This window comes from Methanothrix sp., assembly GCF_016706325.1.
In the GTDB taxonomy this organism is placed as follows: domain Archaea; phylum Halobacteriota; class Methanosarcinia; order Methanotrichales; family Methanotrichaceae; genus Methanothrix.
Map to the genome: position 1 here is coordinate 69,154 of NZ_JADJJX010000003.1, position 16,138 is coordinate 85,291.

Annotated in this window: 19 protein-coding genes; 12 read left to right on the forward strand and 7 right to left on the reverse strand. The window is 52.0% G+C overall.

Going from position 1 to position 16,138, the window contains the following annotated elements:
• Positions 1-189: 189 nt before the first annotated feature.
• Entirely contained in the window at positions 190-609 is a 420-nt protein-coding gene (locus IPI63_RS12435) for a hypothetical protein (protein WP_292478736.1), read from the reverse strand.
• A 117-nt stretch (positions 610-726) separates the two neighbouring features.
• Positions 727-1,746 (reverse strand): MarR family transcriptional regulator, encoded by a 1,020-nt coding sequence (locus IPI63_RS12440; protein ID WP_292478738.1) that lies wholly within the window; start codon positions 1,744-1,746, stop codon positions 727-729.
• Between the two features lie 131 nt (positions 1,747-1,877).
• Here IPI63_RS12440 and IPI63_RS12445 point away from each other — a divergent pair, with 131 nt between their 5' ends.
• A complete protein-coding gene (locus IPI63_RS12445; RefSeq protein ID WP_214065581.1) occupies positions 1,878-2,201 on the forward strand; it encodes a helix-turn-helix domain-containing protein in 324 nt (107 codons plus the stop codon).
• Positions 2,202-2,373: 172 nt separating this feature from the next.
• Here IPI63_RS12445 and IPI63_RS12450 read toward each other — a convergent pair whose 3' ends face one another.
• From IPI63_RS12450 to IPI63_RS12470, 5 genes are all read right to left on the reverse strand, one after another.
• Positions 2,374-3,576 carry an AI-2E family transporter gene (locus tag IPI63_RS12450; protein WP_292478739.1) on the reverse strand — a complete coding sequence of 401 codons (1,203 nt, stop codon included), beginning with the start codon at positions 3,574-3,576 and terminating at the stop codon, positions 2,374-2,376.
• A gap of 421 nt (positions 3,577-3,997) precedes the next feature.
• On the reverse strand, positions 3,998-4,693 hold the full coding sequence (locus tag IPI63_RS12455; RefSeq protein WP_366851117.1) for a YihY/virulence factor BrkB family protein: 696 nt from the start codon (positions 4,691-4,693) through the stop codon (positions 3,998-4,000).
• Positions 4,694-5,308: 615 nt separating this feature from the next.
• A complete protein-coding gene (locus IPI63_RS12460; protein WP_292478740.1) occupies positions 5,309-5,506 on the reverse strand; it encodes a hypothetical protein in 198 nt (65 codons plus the stop codon).
• A gap of 49 nt (positions 5,507-5,555) precedes the next feature.
• Positions 5,556-6,113: a UbiX family flavin prenyltransferase gene (locus IPI63_RS12465; RefSeq protein ID WP_292478741.1), complete on the reverse strand. Its 558-nt coding sequence runs from the start codon at positions 6,111-6,113 to the stop codon at positions 5,556-5,558.
• 80 nt (positions 6,114-6,193) lie between these two features.
• Entirely contained in the window at positions 6,194-7,105 is a 912-nt protein-coding gene (locus IPI63_RS12470; protein WP_292478742.1) for a deoxyhypusine synthase, read from the reverse strand.
• Between the two features lie 146 nt (positions 7,106-7,251).
• On the opposite strand from IPI63_RS12470, the gene IPI63_RS12475 reads away from it, so the two are divergent.
• The 11 genes from IPI63_RS12475 to IPI63_RS12525 are packed head-to-tail and all read left to right on the forward strand — an operon-like array spanning position 7,252 to position 16,138.
• Positions 7,252-7,656 carry an NADH-quinone oxidoreductase subunit A gene (locus tag IPI63_RS12475; RefSeq protein ID WP_214064418.1) on the forward strand — a complete coding sequence of 135 codons (405 nt, stop codon included), beginning with the start codon at positions 7,252-7,254 and terminating at the stop codon, positions 7,654-7,656.
• Positions 7,647-8,219, forward strand: a complete 573-nt coding sequence (locus IPI63_RS12480) for an NADH-quinone oxidoreductase subunit B (protein WP_214064417.1) — start codon at positions 7,647-7,649, stop codon at positions 8,217-8,219. The genes IPI63_RS12475 and IPI63_RS12480 overlap by 10 nt, the downstream gene beginning before the upstream one ends.
• 14 nt (positions 8,220-8,233) lie before the next feature.
• Positions 8,234-9,946, forward strand: a complete 1,713-nt coding sequence (gene fpoD, locus IPI63_RS12485) for a F420H2 dehydrogenase subunit FpoD (RefSeq protein WP_292478743.1) — start codon at positions 8,234-8,236, stop codon at positions 9,944-9,946.
• Between the two features lie 12 nt (positions 9,947-9,958).
• On the forward strand, positions 9,959-11,011 hold the full coding sequence (fpoH, locus tag IPI63_RS12490; protein ID WP_214064415.1) for a F420H2 dehydrogenase subunit FpoH: 1,053 nt from the start codon (positions 9,959-9,961) through the stop codon (positions 11,009-11,011).
• Between the two features lie 12 nt (positions 11,012-11,023).
• Entirely contained in the window at positions 11,024-11,605 is a 582-nt protein-coding gene (locus IPI63_RS12495; RefSeq protein ID WP_292478745.1) for a 4Fe-4S binding protein, read from the forward strand.
• Positions 11,605-12,033 carry an NADH-quinone oxidoreductase subunit J gene (locus IPI63_RS12500; RefSeq protein WP_292478746.1) on the forward strand — a complete coding sequence of 143 codons (429 nt, stop codon included), beginning with the start codon at positions 11,605-11,607 and terminating at the stop codon, positions 12,031-12,033. Before IPI63_RS12495 ends, IPI63_RS12500 begins: the two co-directional genes overlap by 1 nt.
• Positions 12,020-12,283: a dehydrogenase gene (locus tag IPI63_RS12505; RefSeq protein ID WP_292478747.1), complete on the forward strand. Its 264-nt coding sequence runs from the start codon at positions 12,020-12,022 to the stop codon at positions 12,281-12,283. Before IPI63_RS12500 ends, IPI63_RS12505 begins: the two co-directional genes overlap by 14 nt.
• Before the next feature lie 38 nt (positions 12,284-12,321).
• A complete protein-coding gene (fpoK, locus tag IPI63_RS12510) occupies positions 12,322-12,624 on the forward strand; it encodes a F420H2 dehydrogenase subunit FpoK (protein ID WP_214064412.1) in 303 nt (100 codons plus the stop codon).
• A gap of 3 nt (positions 12,625-12,627) precedes the next feature.
• Positions 12,628-14,013, forward strand: a complete 1,386-nt coding sequence (locus IPI63_RS12515) for an NADH-quinone oxidoreductase subunit L (protein ID WP_292478748.1) — start codon at positions 12,628-12,630, stop codon at positions 14,011-14,013.
• Positions 14,013-14,639 carry a hypothetical protein gene (locus IPI63_RS12520; RefSeq protein ID WP_292478750.1) on the forward strand — a complete coding sequence of 209 codons (627 nt, stop codon included), beginning with the start codon at positions 14,013-14,015 and terminating at the stop codon, positions 14,637-14,639. The genes IPI63_RS12515 and IPI63_RS12520 overlap by 1 nt, the downstream gene beginning before the upstream one ends.
• Positions 14,636-16,138: a NuoM family protein gene (locus tag IPI63_RS12525; protein WP_292478751.1), complete on the forward strand. Its 1,503-nt coding sequence runs from the start codon at positions 14,636-14,638 to the stop codon at positions 16,136-16,138. Before IPI63_RS12520 ends, IPI63_RS12525 begins: the two co-directional genes overlap by 4 nt.

Genomic DNA, 16,138 nt, shown 5'->3' on the forward strand with positions numbered 1-16,138 from the left:
CAAACCGCATAATGCCAGCAGCAATACTGCCAGAAAGAAAAAAGTCGAACCCTGGCACGCTCTCAGTCTCATCTCAATCATTCCACGTCATGCCAGGTGATTCATGCCAGGTAATATATGTTATTGTGAGATGTTAGGGATATTCGTCCCTTTGACATCCTCTAGCAGACAGATGCTTATTCGATCCAATCATCTCTGGCAGCTTCCGTCGCGTTTGCGATCACAATCGCCGCCATAGATGCAATTTGCCCTTCCTTTATCCTGCCTTCCATATTGATTGCCCAGGCCATCCTGATTTCCATACGGGCAGCAGGATCTATTGCCGCCCTCGTCCCGGCTTCCATCTTGAGCTTTCAACTCCTTTTGAGCTGCCAGGCCCTTTTGAGCTGCCAGGCCCTTTTGAGCTGCCAGGCCGCTCTGGGCGGCAGGATCCTTCTCGGCTGTCTGGCCGTACTGGTTTTGGTTGCCCAGCCGGTCCTGATTCGCATAAGGACAGTTGATATTATTGCAGTTCTCGCCACAATTTCTATTCTGGCCTGCCAGGGCTGGGGCTGCCAGCAGGCATGCCAGCAGCAGAACTGACAGTACAGCTATGTGCTTCGTCTTCATCTCTAACAAACCTCCACATTGGATGGCTGCATTGCCACCCTCAGATCACTCCTGGGATTGAACGATACAAGAAATCCAGGCCGAACCAGGATTGGGATCCCGCAACTCAAAAAAGGCTTAAGATCGTTCTTTATTGTTCAAGAATCGCTCTGACAATTCGATTATGTTCGTTCTCCCATTTCCTCTTTTGGTTATCAATTTACGCCTCTCCATTGAGGTTAAAATGCCAGAAAGAGACGATCTTGATATATCCATCTCATAGCCGATCTCCCTCTGGGTCATCCTCCCTCCGCGGTGCAGCAGGCCCTTGAGGATGGCCCTCTCTTTATCAGTCAGAGTGGCCATCACCGCGGCAATATCGCTGCTCACCTCTATGCCGCCGGCCATCTCAATGCTGGTCTCAGGTCTGTCCTCCATAGGATGATCAGAACATCCCTGGCTGGATGATGGGCGGCCCGCAGCGACCCCATCCCTGGTGGAGAGGCTCCCCTGCCCATCCGATTCTGACCGGCGGCGGGAATGATGAATCTGAAGCCCCAGGGCGGTGAGAAGCAGAATGAACAGAGCTATTGTCATATATTTCATCGAATCTGCTCCCGGATTCGATCCACCCGCCACATCGCCTGTACCAGCAGCCTTTGATGTATTCTCCCTCGCGACCCTTTTGTCGGCTAACTGGAGCGCATAACCAATGTCAACTGCAGGATCGGTGATATCATGCCCGTGGAGCTCAGCGACCACTGAATTATCGGCAGCATAAACCAGATAATCAAGACCCTGCGATGGCTCAACCCCGCTCAGCTTTGCATCTGCCGGCAGATAAAAGATGGCCCTGTACTCCTCGAAGATGCCCACAGACTCCAATCTCACACTCCAATTATCAGCCGATTTAAAGGTGAGGGCATTGGTGATGGCATACAGTTGCCTGCTCTCATCCTCATAGGAGTACTCTGATGAGTTCAGAAAGGGCAAGGAAAAAAGGTCCTCAATATATCCATTGATCAGGCACCTTCCGCCCTCATCGATATAAATGCTCAGTACGAGCTGGTTTGGCACCGGGCCTTCTGCTGCCTCCTGGCTGGATGCAGCCCCAAGCGGGAGGAGAAAGAGAATGAGCATACAGACAGAACCGATCAAAAGATCAGGCCAGTGCATAGTTCACTGCTAATACCGGCTGCAACTTAAACCTGATGGAGAGCCCTGCCTTAAATACCCAGCCCTAATTCCAGGGGAAAGAAAGATAGCTGTAGCATGTCATCCATCATTTCATGCTGATGGGACGCAAAGCCAAACCCGAGTCTCCAGAGGAGATGGCCATGGTGCATCATGCACTGGAGAACCCCACCCGCCGGAGGATGCTCATCCTCATGAACGAGGGCCTGTTGACAGTAGATGAGATAGCGCAGGCGGTGGGCGATCGAATGCTCGACTACCAGTTGCATCGGATGGAGCTGGCAGGACTGCTGGAGATACATGATGGGCAAATAACCCTCACCGAAGCGGGAGTGGCCTATGGCAGGCTGGTAAAACTGGAGAAGGACAAAGGCGGAGCGGATAAAATAATGCTGGAGGATCTCCAGGCCCACTTATAGTTCAGACTGCTTGGAGGAGGACAGATGCAAAGGGAGATTCTCCCCCATGTCTCTCATATAATTGAGAGAGGGGGAGAGAGAAAGAGAAGGAGATAGAAGGAGATAAAGGGAGATAAAGGGAGATAAAGGGAGAAAGAAGGAGAGATCTTTTATAATTTATATTTATTATATTTTATTTTGCAAAACTCCTCTTCAAGCGTTCCAGAGCCGATCTCGCCCTCGCACCCAGATCGCAGAACCCGTAGGAGGGGGACGGTTTTTCTCCTTCTGAAATCTCTATAAGCTCCTTTTCATCTATTGCTCCCTCCTCCTTTAGCATATGGATTCGGGTCCTGAACGCCGCCAGGAGAAACCCATAAAGAAGGGGTCCTATTATAAATCCAAGAACCCCCACCACAAAGATGGGGGCGGCAAAGGCGAGGAGGGTGATGGAGGGATGAATCTTTGCCCCCTGGCTGGCGAGCTTGGGGCGGATAACGTTCTCAGGGATGGTATTGATGAAGATCAGGCTATAGATGAGCAGGCCAATGCCCGATACGTAGTTGCCGGTCAGTAGGAAATAGATGCATATGGGCAGAAAAATCACCGGCGGCCCGATCATGGGCAGGAGGGCGAATATGGCCGTTGTCAGCCCCCACAGGAAGGGATATGGCACTCCAAACAGGGCGAATCCGATTGCGGCGAGCAGCCCGGTTATCAGGGAGGTCAAAAGATACACATTAAAAAGATTATTATAGATCCGGTTAAGCTCCCGCACAAAATAGTTCATGATATCCCTCTCCGGAAGGATGAGCAAGAAGCCTTTTACTGCACTTGAGCCGCCAATAAGAAGATAATATGTGATCATGATGGCCACAAAGAACTGGGACATGAGCACAGGCAGCTCGCTTATGAAGCTTGTGGCCGCATAGGCGGCGATAGATGCGAATTGGGGGAGCATATTGGAGATCATCCAGTCCCTGGGGGCCTCGATGAAAGGCTTTACCAGCTCCCTCAGCCGCTCTATTGTTCTCTCTGCAGTCGGTTGGGAGACGAAGTTATTCAGCACGACATTCAGGGTTTCCAGAGATTCCTCAGTCTTCTGGGTTATATAGATGCCAGCGGACTGAGCGATATTCTCCTGGGAGGAAAAGAGGCCTGAGGTCTCAGTGGCAATGGCATTGATCGCACTGAGAAGAAAGGTCATAAAAAATAAAACCACCAGCAGCAACGATAAAACGGCCGACAGATTCTTTCGTCCAGTTAAGCAGTGAATGCGGGAGTAGACAGGGAACAGTACAAAGGCGATGAAGAAGCTCAGGAGGAGGGGGGCAACAAATGCTTTTGTGACATATATTGTGGCAGCAAAAGCAATGAGAAGCACTGCGGATGCCAAAAGATTGAATCTCTTTGAGGCTGGCATACAGGCTTTTGTTTGCTTTTCCCTAAATATAAAATCTTTGATCAACCAACTGATCTTCGATCTTTGCTTCTCTAAGTATTTCGATCTATTCTTTTAGCATTATTTCGATCTATACTTTTAGCATTATTTCGATCTATACTTTTAGCATTATTTCGATCTATACTTTTAGCATTATTTCGATCTATACTTTTAGCATTATTTCGATCTATACTTTTAGCATTATTTCGATCTATACTTTTAGCATTATTTCGATCTATACTTTTAGCATTATTTCGATCTATACTTTTAGCATTATTTCGATCTATACTTTTAGCATTGTCTCTATCTATTCAAGCATCACAATTCGACCACTGGGGCACAAAGACAAGGGGAACTGTATCCTTTTGAATCATTCTCAATTGCCACTGCCCTCTGCCTTCTTCTGCCTCCGCCCCACCATCTGGGCAACGAGATGGGCTCCAAAGAGGCAGATCAAACCGCTCAGATAGATCCACAGCATCAGAATGACGACAGTGCCTAAAGAGCCATAGACCAGCATATGATTGGAAAGGCCGCTCTCCAGATACCAGGCGAAGCCCATCTTGGAGAGCTCCCAGCATAAAGCGGCCACGAATGCCCCTAAAGCAGCATCAGCCCATCTGACGCGCACCTTTGGGGCCCACCAGTAAAGGATGGTGAAGACAGCAAATATCACAATATCGGGAAACAATCTATAAAGGAGCTTTGACCCCAACGGTCTATGATAAGCAATGGCATCCCCAAGCAGTATCTCCAGGCTGTAATCCAGCAGTCCGAGAAGGGAGACCATCACCATGGAGAGGATGATGAGGCCGATAAGGAGGCTTCCAACCATTGCCATTCCCACTAAACGCCACTCCAGGGGGTTCCGCCCTTTGGAGCTGCTCCATGCGCGATCGATGTTCTTGGAAAGGATCACAAATACCCCGGTGGCAGACCATAACAGTCCTATCACAGCCGCTATTCCCACTGGGAGCCTGAGGTGGAGGAGCTGGTTGAAGTTCTCCTGCAGTAGCTCCCTTAGGGGCTGATGCATAGCCAGCTTCTCTCCCAGATCCTGGATAACCTGAATGTTCTCTTGCCAGGCTCTCCGCCGGAGGGAGGATCTCCTTGGTAAAGCTGATCAGATGATGGTAGTTCTCCTCGGCCTCAAGAAAGGAAGCCCCCAAGATCACCAGCAGTATCAGCATGGGAAAGAGGGAGAAGAGAGAGTAGTAGGCAATGGCTGCTGCTGCATCCCAGCTCTCCGTCTCTGACATGCGCTTAAATGTAGCGGTCAGGAGCCGCAGGGCTCCGCGGCTCTGCTGATCAGAATGATCAAATCGCCTCAATGCCTCTTCTTTTATTCTCTTAAGCGATCTAGAGGCTCTATCACTCATGCTCATCTCATTCTATTCTGCTCATCCCATTCAGCTATCTCATTCTATTCCGCTCATCCCATTCGATTCCTTCCCCAGGCTTATAGCTTTTAATGGTTGCGGAAAAGAATAAAAAGATTATTTTCCATCTCGCGGCAGAGGCCACCATCTCCCCGCCGCCTCCTCTTCTGAGGATATTATTCGATCTGCCGATGATTGGGGATGAGGGCCATGACCACCTGCATGGGGGGCCCTAGCCTCATTCCTCAGCATGCACTGCATCAGCCCTGATGATCAGGAGAGAAAGGATTTTAAGAATAAAAAGTTGTTTAATGATGCGCGCCATGTGGTGGTGCGTTCGTCCCGCCTTTCACAATCAGGAAGTCCTTATCCAGGTAGGCCTGATGGGCCAGCTCCAGACACTCTTTGCAGATATTGAACATCTCATCCTTGGGGCCGTGAATGGTGGCTAAGTTGAGCTTGACAGGAACCGTCTCCTTGTCAACGAGACAGAGGGCGCACTTCATCTAATTCACCTCTTATTCGCACTGATTCACTCGGTTATAAGCATTTCCTTCATATGCCTTCCCATCTATGATAAAGATCGTTTTCCAGGCCGAGGAGATCCAGCACCCTTCCCACCAGCACATCCACCAGCCCGGCCAGGCTCTGGGGCCGGGAGTAGAAGGCGGGGCAGGCGGGGAGAATGAGAGCTCCCGCCTCGCTGGCTGCAACCATATTGCGAAGCTGAATCAGGCTCAGGGGGGTCTCCCTGGGGACCAAGATCAGCCTCCTCTTCTCCTTCAGACATACATCGGCGCAGCGGGTGATGAGGGTATCCGAGGAGCCGCAGGCAATTCCGGAGAGAGTTCCCATGCTGCAGGGGATGACCACCAGGGCATCGAAGAGGTGCGATCCGCTGGCCACCGGGGCGGAGAAGTCCTTTGGGGCATAAACATGATCAGCCAGCCTTTCCACCTCCCCGGGCAGAGAATCTGTCTCTATCTGCATGATCTTTCGAGCCGAATCGGTGATTATCAGATGGGTGACGCACCCTTTCCCCCTCAGGGCTTCCAGGAGCCGGATTCCGTACCCCACCCCCGATGCTCCGCTTATTCCTACAACGATCTCCATATCGGTTCCTCAATCGCTTTTGATTTCTTCATCCTTATCTTTGTGCCTTTATGCTCTGTGGCCTGGCCCGGGCAGGCCGACTATTTTTTCAGCCTCCCCAGCGCCGCCCCCACCATCAGGGGCAGGGTGATGGTCGCGTCCCCATAGACTGTGACATAGCTTGCACTCTGGGATATCTTGCCCCAGGATACAGCCTCGGAGAGGGTCGCCCCGGAGAGGCCTCCATTCTCAGGGGTATCCGTGGTCAGTTGAATTGCGAGATCAAAGCTATTGGGGGTGACAAGCATGGACTGCAGGGTGAAGTTCTTGGGGACCCCCCCTCCCACGATCACCACTCCCGCCCTCTCGCAGTTGTAACAGAGATCGATGATCTCTCTGATATCGGCGAAAGCGTCCACAGAGAGCTTTTTTGTCTGGCTGAACATCCAGGCCTGCAGGCCGATCATGGAATCGGGAAGAGCAGGACAGAAGACGGGCACCTCCATATCATAGGCGGATCGCAATATGGATCGCCGGTCTGCTATCCGGCTCCCCAGGATATTCAACAACTGCCTTCCGGATATGGCCTGGGAGCTCTCCGGCAGGATGCTCTGCATCAGCTCCTCGAAGGCCTCGAAGTCCTGATCCCTGATGAATACATCATAGATCCGGCTCACCCCCTGAGCCCGGAGGGATGAGTCATCCGATTCAGCACATCCCAGTGAGTGGCAGCCGAAGGACTCTATTATATCGTGCACCAGGTTTGCTCCCGTGCTCACCAGCACATCCACATGGCCACCCCGAATCAGATCTGAGACCACATGCCTCATCCCCGCCGGGACCATCGCTCCAGAGAGAGTGAAAAATTTTGTGAAATTCCCAGAGAGCATCCTCTCATATATCTCCGCTGCCTGAGCCAGCCTTCTGGCCCCAAAGCCGCAGTGGCTCCATCCCCTGACCAGAGCATCTATGCTCATCCCCGGCTGGATCTCAAGCTGGTGTACTGTGTCCATTTGATTCACCTTATTTATTCACCTTAATAATGATAATATCTGTCAAATAGTTCCGGAAAATTGTGATTGGACTTGTGCAACGCGAAATTTTTTCTCATAAACCTTTTATACCAGGCCTTATGTTTAACTTTTACGGAGGATAAACAATGGCCGGCGAACCGATGGCAGTGGTTTACTATATACCACTTATTATATTTTTGATAATAGGAGCTATAGTGCCTATTGCGGCTCTGGCTGCTATAAAAATCATAGCGCCGAATAGACCTAGCCGCCAAAAGCTATCGATATACGAAGGAGGGCTGAAACCAATCCGTGACGCCAAGATCCAGTATAGTGTTCAATATTACCTTTTCGCAATCGTTTTTGTGATATTCGATGTTGAGGTTTTATTCTTATACCCCTGGGTCTACGTCTACGCGAATGAGGCCATGCAAAAGCTCATGGCCTTCGGATCCATGAATATTGCCGTCTTCGAGATGCTTCTATTCATCATTGTATTGCTGGTTGGACTGATTTATGCAATCAAGAAGGAGGCTTTGCGTTGGGTATAAGCGATGTAATACCCGTGCCTGTATGTATCGATGAGGAGATTGAGAAGTGGACCATATTCGGCCAGCCTGTGACTGAGGTCTGGTTCACCACCACTGAGAAGATCCATGAGATCATCCAGATGGGGCCCATCAAGAATATCTTCAACTGGGGCAGAAAGAACTCTATATACTTTCTGATGCAGCCTATGGGCTGTTGTGGCGTGGAGATGTTCGTCTTCGGGGCTGCACCCTATGACAGCGATCGGTTCGGATGCATCCCCAGAAACACCCCCCGCCAGACGGATGTGATGATCATCTCCGGTTACTTGACCCGGAAGTACCTGCCGGTATTCAAGAACCTGTGGGAGAACATGCCTGAGCCCAAATGGTGTATAGCCATAGGCGAGTGTGCCATTTCCGGTGGGCCGTTCTACGATTCCTATAACATCATCCAGAACACGGGCGACTACTTCCCCATTGACGTCTACATCCCCGGCTGCCCACCCCGTCCAGAGCAGTTCATTGAGGGGCTCATCAATCTCCAGGAAAAGATCAAGCAGCGCAAGGACTTAAGAGACTACTGAGGAGGGATCTTTTCTTGACAAATGCAAGCGAGGTCTTAAGCTCTATCCAGTCCGCTTTTCCTGGAGCAGTCTCGGACCCCAGGGTGGAGTCGGATGACAGATTATGGGCTACAATAGAATCTGGGAAGATCCGGGATGTCTGCAAGTACATGACAGAGAAGCTCGACTTCGACCACTATGCTGGTTCAGCCGGGGTGGATTGGATCGCCAGAAATGAGATGGAGGTCGTCGAGATCATGACCAGCTATGGAGCCCATAATGTGGTAGCCATGCTGAAGGTCAAAACGCCACGCGACAATCCATCCGTCCCCTCCCTGGTCGATATGTACTGGAATGCCAACTGGTATGAGAGAGAGACCTGGGAGATGTTCGGCATCAACTTCGAGGGACATCCGGAGCTATATCCTCTGCTCTTGTCCGACGAGCTGGTAGGTGTCTGGCCCTGGAGAAAGGATTTCAAGGGCTATCCAGATCTGACCACTGGAGAGAGGGCAGTGCAGATCACCACCCCCGAGGGCTATACTGAGTATCACTTCCCGCCAACGCCAGCAGAGGTCGAGGCCGGAACGGTGGTGACGGAGAGGCCTAAGTATCCCACATTCCGGGAGAGAGAGGAGGCATGGATCAAATCCGACTCGGAGATGATCATGCACCTGGGGCCGCAGCATGCCATGGTTCCCGGTCCGTTTCTGCTGGACATCCTGGTTGAGGGCGAGAGGGTTAAGAAGGCCTTCCTCGATCTGGGCTACATCCACAAGGGCATTGAGAAGATCATGGAGAACAGGACCTGGCTTCAGGGCATAACCTATACCGACAGGATGTGCTATGTCGCCGCCCTGAGCAATAATGAGTGCTACTGCGGTGCAGTGGAGAGGCTCTTAGGCCTGGAAGTCCCCCTGAGGGCTCAGTACATCCGGGTTATAGTGGAGGAGCTCTCCAGAATCCAAAGCCATCTGATCGGCACAGGCGAGTTCCTGACGCTGATCGCCGGCGTGGGCTTTGCTCCCTGGCAGTACATGATCATAGACAGAGAGCATATCATCTCTCTGATCGAGAGCGTCACCGGAGCCAGGCTGACGCACTCATATGTCCGCTTCGGAGGGGTGAGAAACGACCTTCCTGCGGGATTTGAAGAGCAGTGCCGAAAGGTCCTGCCCTATATGAAATCCAGGACGGAGGAGTTTATAGAGTTCTTCGCACAGGATCCCATCTATCATGCCAGAATGGAGAATATCGGCTGCATATCCCCTGAGACTGCCAAACGCCTGGGATGTGCAGGCAGGGTGCTCAGAGCCGCTGGCGTTCCCTATGATATGAGGGTTGAGGATCCCATACTGGTCTATCCTGAGCTTGACTTCAAGGTCATCACTGGAACCCGGGGAGACTCGGCGGACAGAATCGATTGCACCATGAGGGAGATCCTGGAGAGCATTCACATCATCGAGCAATGCCTGGATAAAATCCCCTCCGGACCGATTAAGACTGAGGCCAAGATTCCCAAGAAGGTCCCCGCTGGCGAGGCCTACTACCGGGTGGAGGATCCACGCGGCGAGATGGGAATGTATGTCATCAGCGACGGAGGCGATAAACCCTACCGGGTGAAGGTAAGAGGGCCTTTCTATGCTACATTCCAGACTTTGACTCCGCTTCTGGAGGGAGTATACGTTGCAGATGCGGTGGCAATCACTGGAAGCATGGACGGCTGCCCATCTGAATCTGACAGGTAGGAGGGAGAGGATTTGGACGGAATAATAGATACAATCACTCAATTTGCCGCCCAGGAGCCGGCGATATTCGCCCTGATCATTGGCATAATAGGCGCAGCAGTGCTTGCTGCAGTGGTCAATGTGGGGGCAATGCTGGTGATCTGGGCAGACAGAAAGGTAATGAGCGATTTCTGCAACCGGTTTGGCCCTAACCGGGTGGGTGGAAGATGGGGTATACTTCAGTTGGGTGCCGATGCAATCAAGCTTTTCACCAAAGAAGATGTCATACCGGCTGGAGTTGACAAGGGGGTCTACGTCTGGGCTCCTATCATCGCCTCTGCCGGCACCATGCTGGTTGCTGCAGCCATACCATTTGGAGCGCTTCACATCGGCGGCAAAAACTACCCCCTAGTAGTCGCCAACATGGATATCAGCGCCTTTTATGTGGAGGCTGCCTTGAGCATCATGTCCATTGCCGTCTTCATGGCCGGCTACAGCTCGAACAATAAGTACTCCATCCTTGGGGCCTTCAGAGGCATTGCCAGGATGATCGCCTATGAGGTTCCCATGGGCGTTTGCATAATATCCGTGGCGGTCATGGCCCATAGCCTCAACCTGGTGGAGATCGTGGAGAGCCAGACAGTATGGTATGCATTTGCCCAGCCACTGGGATTTGTCATCTTCATGATCGCTCTGGTAACCGATCTGGGGAGGGTCCCCTTCGATCAGAGCGAGGCAGAAGAGGAGATCATCTGCGGCTACAGCACTGAATACAGCGGCATCAGATGGGGTTTGTTATACTTCCAGGAATACAATAACTTCCTCTTGGGAGCCGTTCTGGCCTCGCTCCTCTTCCTGGGCGGATGGCACGGACCGATCATACCTCTGCCCCTTCTGGACATGGTATCACCTCTGATCTGGCTGCTCATGAAGGTTATAATCGTTATCTGGTTCATAATATTGATCAGGGCGGCTCTCTTCCGTCTGAGAATAGATCAGGTTACTGATCTGGGCTGGAAGTGGATGCTGCCTTTATCCATAGTGAATCTGGGATGGGCGGTAATAATTGGCTCGTACTTCGCATGAGGTGGCTTTAAGATGTTGAAGAGAAAGATGATAAAGAACTTCACCTGGCCTTTGAAGATCGCCTCGCGGGAGATAGAATTCACCAGGCTCTATCCCGAGTTCATGATGGAGCTGCCCGATGCAGAGAGAGGGATTCATGAGCTGGATGCCACCACATGCATTGGCTGCGGCTCCTGCGCTAGAGTCTGTCCCAATAACTGCATTGAGATGGTGCACTTCAAGTTCGGAAATCCCCTCAAGAACAAGAAGATGCTTTTTCCGCAAATCGATTATGGGAGATGCATGTTCTGCGGTCTTTGTGTGGATGACTGCCCCGTTGAGTGCCTCAAGATGGGTAAGAATGTCATAATGGCTGGCTGGAATCGAGAGGATATTGTGAAAGGGCCTGATTTCCTGGCCACAAAGAGATTCTCAGCCAAAGAGGTAGCAGACCTGGAGGCCGAGGCAAAGAGAATTGCTGCCGAGAAGGCCGCTGCCAAGAAAGCAGCGGCAAAAGAGGGAGCTACTGCCGGGGAGAAGAAACCGGCCAAAGAGGGAAATGCTGCCGGAAAGAAGAAAGCAGAGGCGAAGCCTGAGGAAGGAGGTGCTTCCTGATGGCAGAAAAGCCCAAGACCAATGTAATTAGATCGATATTTGAACTGCTGGTGCTTTTGCTTGGCCTCGGAGTCATCTTCGGCGGACTGGCGGTGATGATATTCCTCTCCCCCTGGTCCAAGACGATACTGGACAAGCTGCTGGACTATGACATCCGGTTTGTGATAGAGCTTCTAGTATTCCTGACCATAGGGGCAATCGCCATCCTTTTGTCTGTACTGATGGTGCTGGTCAAGAATATTGTGCATAGCGCTCTTTACCTGCTGGGAACCTTTGCCAGTGTGGCAGCGCTTTACATATTCATGAATGCTCCATTTGTGGGCGTGGCTCAGGTCCTGGTTTACATTGGCGCAGTGGGAGTTCTGCTCCTCTTCGCTGTGATGCTCACCAGGAAGACGATTATGGAGGAGTCCCATGGCGAAATTTAAGTTGTTCATATTGACCCTGGCCTTCCTTGCTGCTCTGATGGCCTCGCTATCAATAACCGATTGGGGGCCGGTCACAGAGCATCCGCTCGGCTACTCCCCTGCAGAGGGGCTGAGGCTTCCTGAGAGCGGCGTTGGAGATATAGGGTTTGAGATCTTCACCATCTACGTCTTCTCCTTTGAGGTTTTAGCCCTGGTCCTGACTGCAGCCTTGATCGGAGCGATCTGGGTGGCAAGAAAGGAGGACGCCTAGGGAGGGCGACAAAGAATGACAAGGAGGGAAATATACCGATGATACCGTTGGAGCTTTACATATTGCTGGCATCCATCATGTTCACCATCGGCTTGTACGGCCTCGTCACACAGAAGAACGGAGTCAAGCTGATGATGTGCATCGAGCTGCTGCTCAATAGCGCCAACATCAATCTTGTTGCCTTCTCAGCCTACCAGCCTAATATGAATGGACAGGTATTTGCTCTGTTCTCCATCGCATTGGCTGCAGCTGAGGCAGGCGTTGGATTCGCAATATTGATCGCGCTTTACAGGCTATACGGAACAATTGACCTGGATAACATCAGCGCCATGAGGTGGTAGTCTTTGTATTCAGAATTAGCTTATCTGATCGTTGGGCTGCCTGTACTGGCATTTGTGCTATGCCTCTTCTTTGGCTGGAACCTGCCCAGAGGCGGTGGATTCATCACCGTCCTGGCGACGCTAGGCGCCTTCATCATATCCTTAGGAATATTCCAGGAGATCTATCCTGGCGAAATCGTCCATCAGTCGATGCACTGGTTTGGCGAGTTCAATGTGGGAATATTGATAGATCCACTCTCGCTGGTCATGCTGCTTATGGTCTCACTCGTGGTCACCTTAATCCACATCTACGGCAATGGATACATGAATGGTGACCCGGGAGCGGCAAGATACTTCGCCGAGGCGGCACTCTTCTCTGCCGCCATGCTGGGCCTGGTCTATGCTGACAACCTGCTTCAGCTCTTCATATTCTGGGAGCTGGTGGGATTGTGCTCCTATCTTCTGATAGGGTTCTGGTACCGGAAGCCATCTGCAGCAGCCGCTGCCAAAAAAGCATTCCTCACCACCAGGGTGGGCGATGTGATGTTCCTGGCGGCCATTATCATCCTCTACAATAACCTGGTCAATCTGAACATCACCCTCAATCCAGGAGAGTATCTGCTGCAGTTCCCGGTGATCTATGCCCATATCGGCCAGATACCGCCAGATCAGCTCACCCTCATCGCCCTGGGCCTACTGGGCGGTGCAGTGGGCAAGTCAGGTCAGTTCCCCCTGCATGTCTGGCTTCCCGATGCTATGGAGGGCCCGACCACCGTCTCCGCCATGATCCATGCGGCTACGATGGTTACTGCAGGCGTCTTCCTGGTGGCCAGGATGTTCCCCTTATTCTATGCTGCACCTCACGGCCTGACCGCCGTGGCGGCAGTGGGTGCATTCACCGCCCTGTTCGCAGCCACCATGGGCCTGACGGCATTTGATATCAAGAGGGTGCTGGCGTTCTCCACCGTCTCTCAGCTCGGCTTCATGATGGCCGGCCTTGGCGTAGGAGCAGCAGTGGGAGCACTTGCGGTGGGCGTTTCCATGTTCCACCTCATCGGCCACTCATTCTTCAAGGCCCTGCTCTTCCTCTGTGCCGGCTCAGTCATCCACGCTGTCAATACCAACGACCTGCGTGAGATGGGCGGGGTTGGCAGGTACATGAAGTGGACCATGTACACTATGCTCATAGGCTCGCTCTCCCTGGCTGGATTCCCCTTCTTCACGGGATTCTACTCCAAGGATGAGATCATCATGATCGCTTATGAGTATGGTGTGGCGATCAACTTCCTGCCCTACATCTTCTTGATACTGGCAGCAACACTGACTGCTATCTACACCTTCAGAATGTGGTTTTCCGTATTCACAGGCAAAGAGAGATCCAATTATGGAAAGCATGAGTCCCCTGGGTGATGCTCGGGCCGCTGGTGATCCTGGCGGTGTTCGCATTTGCATTCGGCATGGCCTCTCAGCATGCCTTCTACGACTATCTGGACTCCAACTTCGATCATTATGAGGTTGATTTCGGTGAACTGGGCATCATCGGCGGGCATGCACTCGTTGAAGAGCATGGCGCGGCTGCCCAGGCGGGCGAGCATACTGCTGAGGCGGAGGAAAGCCATGCGCTGCCCATCCATATTCAGATACTGCCATATATCGTGGCTATAGGCGGCATTCTCATTGCAGCCCTGTTCTACTGGGATCGGATCAAGAGGTTCGAGCCCGATCAGGTCACAGGCGACAATGATCCCATCAGAAAGATGCTTTTAAAGGGATACTATCAGCACGAGATCATGACCGGCTGGATAAGCGAGGGCATAGTCTACGGAACAGCCATTCTGGCCAATATAATCGACATCAAGATCGTTGACGGCTGGCTCAACTGGCTGAGCGCCTGGGTTATGGGCTTCGCCGGTCACGTGAGAAAGGTTCAGACGGGAGTGGTGCAAAACTACGTTGCAGCTTTGATGCTAGGAATAGTGGTGCTGGTGATTGCAATTGCTGCAATCAGGCTAGCAATGGAGGTGGGCCTGATATGATCTCAAATGCTCTCTCATTGATGATCCTCATTCCCTTATTGGGAGCGGCGGTATCCTTCTTTGCGGGAACGCGGGCCAAATTCGTGGCACTGATCGCCTCGCTTGCACCTCTGCTGTTATCCTTGCAAATGTACATGGAGTTCGATAAGAGCTCAACTATGATGCAGTTCGTGGAGAGTTATGACTGGGTTCCCTCCATCGGAGTCAAGTATACATTGGGCGTCGATGGCATAGGATTCCCTCTGGTTCTTCTCTCCACTATAGTCACCGTACTGGTGATAATATACTCCTGGGGAGAGACAAAGAAGCCCAATCAATACTTCGCCCTGCTTCTCTTGAATGAGGTGGGAGTCTTAGGAGTGTTCACAGCGCTGGACTTCTTCCTGTTCTATATCTTCTGGGAGATAGTGCTCATACCCATGTTCTTCCTGATCGGATCATGGGGCGGACCGAGAAAGGACTATGCAGCCATCAAGTTCTTCATCTACACTCACGTGGCCAGCCTGGTGATGCTCCTGGCGATATTCGCTCTGTACTTCACCTATCAGCTGCCGGATGGATCGAGGACCTTTGATATGCTGACCCTCCTGAAGGCCACCCAGAACCCGGAGATCTTCCCGAAGGCCCTGCTCAACATCATCTTCGTAGGCCTGCTGCTCGGGTTCCTGGTGAAGATGCCCGCCTTCCCCTTCCATACCTGGCTGCCGGATGCCCACGTCGAGGCGCCGACGGCAGGCTCAGTGGTGCTTGCTGCACTCCTCTTGAAGATGGGCGGATATGGTCTGTTCAGGATCATAGTTCCCATGCTCGATTACGTTGACAAGGCCTTTATCACCATAATCGCCGTAATCGCTGTCCTCTCCATCGTCTACGGGGCACTCCTGGCCCTGGCACAGAAGGACATCAAGAAACTGGTGGCCTACTCATCAGTGAGCCACATGGGATTTGTGACATTGGGAGCAGTGGCCCTGGTGCCGTTATCCATCCAGGGAGCCATGTTCCAGCAGTTCTCCCACGGCATCATAACCTGCGTGCTCTTCATGTCCGCCGGCACCATCCAGCATGTCGTCGGCACCAGGATCATTGCAGATCTGGGAGGATTGGCTGACAGAATGCCCAAGTTCGCTGTCATCATGATGGCTGGCTTTATGGCCTCATTGGGCCTGCCGGGCATGAGCGGATTTATTGCTGAGTTCATGACGCTGACAGGGGCTTATGCCACTCTTCCAACCTATGTCATGATAGTGGTCTTCCTGAGCATAGTGATCACTGCGGCCTATCATCTCTGGGCCATGCAGAAGGCCATGTTTGGACCGATTCTGAGGAAGTATATGGATGTGCACGATCCGCATGCCTATGAGCTGCTCAGTATGAGCGTGATAATTCTGCTCACCTTGCTCTTCGGCCTGCAGCCGCATCTGATGACGGATATTATGGGCACAGCAGCAAACCAGCTATTGCAGCCGGTTGCAACCTTATCTGAGATGGGGGTGATCTGA

What these genes read in the sequence shown, in the direction of transcription:
- IPI63_RS12435 (WP_292478736.1), bottom strand. Translation starts at nt 609, where the DNA reads ATGAAGACGAAGCACATAGCTGTACTGTCAGTTCTGCTGCTGGCATGC.
- IPI63_RS12445 (WP_214065581.1), top strand. Translation starts at nt 1,878, where the DNA reads ATGCTGATGGGACGCAAAGCCAAACCCGAGTCTCCAGAGGAGATGGCC.
- IPI63_RS12460 (WP_292478740.1), bottom strand. Translation starts at nt 5,506, where the DNA reads ATGAAGTGCGCCCTCTGTCTCGTTGACAAGGAGACGGTTCCTGTCAAG.
- IPI63_RS12465 (WP_292478741.1), bottom strand. Translation starts at nt 6,113, where the DNA reads ATGGAGATCGTTGTAGGAATAAGCGGAGCATCGGGGGTGGGGTACGGA.
- IPI63_RS12470 (WP_292478742.1), bottom strand. Translation starts at nt 7,105, where the DNA reads ATGGACACAGTACACCAGCTTGAGATCCAGCCGGGGATGAGCATAGAT.
- IPI63_RS12475 (WP_214064418.1), top strand. Translation starts at nt 7,252, where the DNA reads ATGGCCGGCGAACCGATGGCAGTGGTTTACTATATACCACTTATTATA.
- IPI63_RS12495 (WP_292478745.1), top strand. Translation starts at nt 11,024, where the DNA reads ATGTTGAAGAGAAAGATGATAAAGAACTTCACCTGGCCTTTGAAGATC.
- IPI63_RS12500 (WP_292478746.1), top strand. Translation starts at nt 11,605, where the DNA reads ATGGCAGAAAAGCCCAAGACCAATGTAATTAGATCGATATTTGAACTG.
- IPI63_RS12505 (WP_292478747.1), top strand. Translation starts at nt 12,020, where the DNA reads ATGGCGAAATTTAAGTTGTTCATATTGACCCTGGCCTTCCTTGCTGCT.
- fpoK (WP_214064412.1), top strand. Translation starts at nt 12,322, where the DNA reads ATGATACCGTTGGAGCTTTACATATTGCTGGCATCCATCATGTTCACC.
- IPI63_RS12520 (WP_292478750.1), top strand. Translation starts at nt 14,013, where the DNA reads ATGCTCGGGCCGCTGGTGATCCTGGCGGTGTTCGCATTTGCATTCGGC.
- IPI63_RS12525 (WP_292478751.1), top strand. Translation starts at nt 14,636, where the DNA reads ATGATCTCAAATGCTCTCTCATTGATGATCCTCATTCCCTTATTGGGA.